At 45.0% G+C, this 3,496-nt stretch carries 3 protein-coding genes; 2 read left to right on the forward strand and 1 reads right to left on the reverse strand.

What is annotated here, in order from left to right; all coding sequences use genetic code 11:
• Positions 1-34: 34 nt before the first annotated feature.
• A complete protein-coding gene (locus Q8865_11140; protein MDP4153972.1) occupies positions 35-826 on the forward strand; it encodes a Nif3-like dinuclear metal center hexameric protein in 792 nt (263 codons plus the stop codon).
• A 9-nt stretch (positions 827-835) separates the two neighbouring features.
• Complete coding sequence (locus tag Q8865_11145) at positions 836-2,593, forward strand: NFACT RNA binding domain-containing protein (protein MDP4153973.1); 1,758 nt, start codon at positions 836-838, stop codon at positions 2,591-2,593.
• Positions 2,594-2,643: 50 nt separating this feature from the next.
• Here the strand turns inward: Q8865_11145 and Q8865_11150 are convergent.
• Positions 2,644-3,496, reverse strand: an 853-nt coding sequence (locus Q8865_11150) for an S-layer homology domain-containing protein (GenBank protein ID MDP4153974.1), incomplete at its 5' end; no start/stop codon positions are given.

The following is a 3,496-nucleotide window of genomic DNA, read 5'->3' on the forward strand; positions in this document are numbered from 1 at the left end:
CTTGGGCTTTTCAGTGAAATAAGGAGGCTTAAATATGGCAAAACTGATTGATATAGCAAACGCGATAAATGAAAGGATTCCTTTCGACTTAAAAGAGGATTTTGACAATGTTGGCCTGCTTGTCGGCGATGAAAATGCCGAGATAACCCGTGTGCTTTTTGCTCTCGATATAACCGATAGCATCATAAATGAAGCCAAAGAAATGGGCTGTGAACTTATCGTCAGCCATCATCCTGTCATTCGTAAAGACACGCAGATAAACGCTGTGAAAAACGATTTTTCACCTGAGGGCAGGGTGTTTCGCCTTATTAAAAACGGCATAGCCGCAATATGCCTTCACACCAATCTTGACAGCGTGCAGGGCGGCGTAAATGATATTCTGGCAACTGCCTGCGGGCTTTCGGATGTGCACCCGATAATATGTAAAAACGGAGAGCCGAAAATCGGACTTGGCAGGATAGGCGAGCTTGAAAAGCCATTGTCCCTTCAAATGTTTGCACGTGACGTTAAAGAAAATTTACACGGAACCTATGTGCTGATACACGACGCGGGGCTGCCTGTAAAAAAGGTCGCGGTAATGGGCGGCAGTCTGCCGACCATGATCTATGAGGCAAAGGCGGCGGGGTGCGACACATTCGTTACGGGCGAAATGAAGCATAACTTCCATGTCGAAGCCGCAGACCTTAAAATCAATCTTGTCATTGCGGGGCATCATTTTACAGAAGACCCGTCGCTTGTCCTGCCTATGTCTGTTATAAAAGAAAAGTTTCCAGGCATCGAGCTTATCAAATCTACACTGCTCGACAATGTCATAACGACGATTTAAGGAGAAATTATGCCTTTTGACGCAGTTTTTTTGCACGCTATGTCGCAGGAGATAAATAAAAAAGCGCTTGGCGGAAAAATTTCAAAAATCCATATGCCAGAAAAGAACGAGGTCGTGCTGGTAATGCGCAGCCTTGGCGAAAATCTGCGGCTTCTTATAAGCGCAAACGCAAATTACCCAAGAGTCCAGCTTACCGAGGTTGCAAAAGAAAATCCAGACGCGCCGCCCATGTTCTGTATGCTTCTTAGAAAATATTTAACATCCGGCAAGCTTATCGGCTTTACACAGCTTAGCTTTGAACGTGTGGTAAAGCTGGATTTTGAAAATATAAACGAACTAGGCGATATCGAGAAAAAAAGCCTTATATTAGAGGTGCTTGGCAGGCGCAGCAACATTATCCTGACCGACGGAGAGGGCAGAGTTATAGATTCGCTTTTTCACATAGATATTTCAGAAAACCAGTCTCGCCAGATCATGTCCGGAATTAGGTATGAACTGCCAGACTCGCAGAATAAATATAATCCGTTTACAGATTTTGACCGCATAGAAAGTGCGATTTTAAACGAAGACACGCCTATCCTGCTTGAAAAAATGCTTATATCAAGAGTTATGGGGCTGTCGCCGCTGCTTGCCCGAGAAATCGCATTTAAAGCAGTCGGCGTTTGGGATTGCCCGGTCACGGAACTGCCGTCATTTTCAAGAAAAAAGATCATCAAAGAGTTATCGGCTTTTTTTGATGACCTTAAGGCGGGACAGCACAGCCCCACGATGCTCATTATAAACGGAAAGCCGAAAGATTTCACGGTGACTGGTATAGGTCAATATGGAACCAGTGCGGAGTGCAGGACTTACGGAAGCTATTCAGACCTGCTTGACGCATATTACCGTGAAAGAGACGAGGCAGAACGGAAAAAGCTTAGAGGGCAGGAGCTGACACATCTTGCTACTAATACTATATCTAAGCTTACAAAAAAGATTTCTCTTCAAAAAGATGAGCTTGCCGCATGTGCCGACCGTGAAAAATTCAGGATATTTGGTGAGCTTGTCACCACCAACCTTGCTATAATCGAAAAGGGTGCGCCTTTTGCAGAGCTTCAAAATTATTATGAAGATATGAAAACTGTGCGCATACCTATGGACATAACAAAAAGCCCCGCACAGAATGCGCAGCAGTATTTCAAGAAATATCAAAAGCTGAAAACGGCTGAAAATATGATCGCAGAACAGATAGCTCTTGCCGAAAGAGAGCTTCAGTATTTTGAGTCGATTCTCGAAGCAGTTGAAACAGCAGAAAACGAGGCAGATTTCAGCGAGATCCGCGGAGAGCTGATTGCAGGCGGGTATTTGAAAAATAAAAATAAAAAAGCCTTGAATCGTGGCAGAACGTCAAAGCCGATGCATTTCATATCATCAGATAAAACAGATATATACGTCGGCAAAAACAACATCCAAAACGATCAGCTTACCCTTAAAACCGCAATGAAGAACGACATCTGGCTTCACGCCCTCAATATTCCGGGTTCGCACGTCATCATTTCGTGCGGCGGCAAAGCTCCAAGCGATAAAACCCTTTTGGAGGCGGCCATGCTTGCGGCTTTTTACAGCAAATTTCGTATGTCTCAAAAAGTGCCGATTACTTACACAGAAGTGCGGCATGTCAAAAAACCACCGGGGTCAAAACCGGGGTTTGTGATCTTCACGGATAATAAAACGCTTTTCGTCACACCTGATGAAAGCCGCATCGACGCAATGAAAGCAGATAAATAAAACGGTTCGTGACCGTAAAGCATGCATTTACGGTCACGAAATCATTAATTTTATTTAAACCAGCTGAAAACGTTGTATGCGCTTGAATTTGTGCTATCTTTATACTTCACGGCGTTATAGATAAGCTGTGCCGCCTCAGCTCTTGTCAGCTGACCGCACGGGTCGACCCTGTTATCGTTGTCACCGTTCATGACCTTAATATTGGTCAGTGTGCTGACTGCCGTATAAGCCCACGTCGGGATGCTTTCGCTGTCAGTATAGGTGAGGCCGACTTCTGACGGAAGCTTTACTGCAAGCGCATTGTTGACCATAACGGCAGCTTCCGCACGTGTTATTGTGTCGTTTGGAGCAAAGGATGCAGTGCTGTCTTTTTTGTCTGTCTTTCCGCTCGCTATGCCTTTATCAACGCTCTTCTTTATAAAACCTTTGAGCCACTTCGGGGTTTCCTTATCATCGGCAAGCCCGGTATTCGAAACAGTGGATACATCTCCATCCTCCTCGAGCGCAGTCATAAGCATTGCGAGAAATTCGCCGCGATTGACTGTGTTTGTCGGATGAAAGAATTTATTGCCGGCAAGTTCGGTTCCGCTCAATACGCCGGCTTCCGTCAGCTTGACTGCCGCATAATTTGCATAGCAGTCGGTCATATCCGCAAATGTTACGGTGCTTGACGGTTTCTCGACTTTGACGTTAACTTTTCCGGTTGAAAGAACATTTCCTTTTGAGTCAAGCGACTGATATTCAAACGAATCTGTTCCGGTTTTCTTATCAGGCGCGCTGTATTCGAATACATTGCTTCCCGGATCTATTGCCGCTTTGCCGAGTTTCGGCTCTTTTACGATTTTATAGGAATTATCGGAAGTGCCGTCTAAAGTGCCGCTTACCTTCATTATAGCTGAAAGC

Source organism: Bacillota bacterium (genome assembly GCA_030705925.1).
Lineage (GTDB): Bacteria > Bacillota > Clostridia > Oscillospirales > Feifaniaceae > JAUZPM01.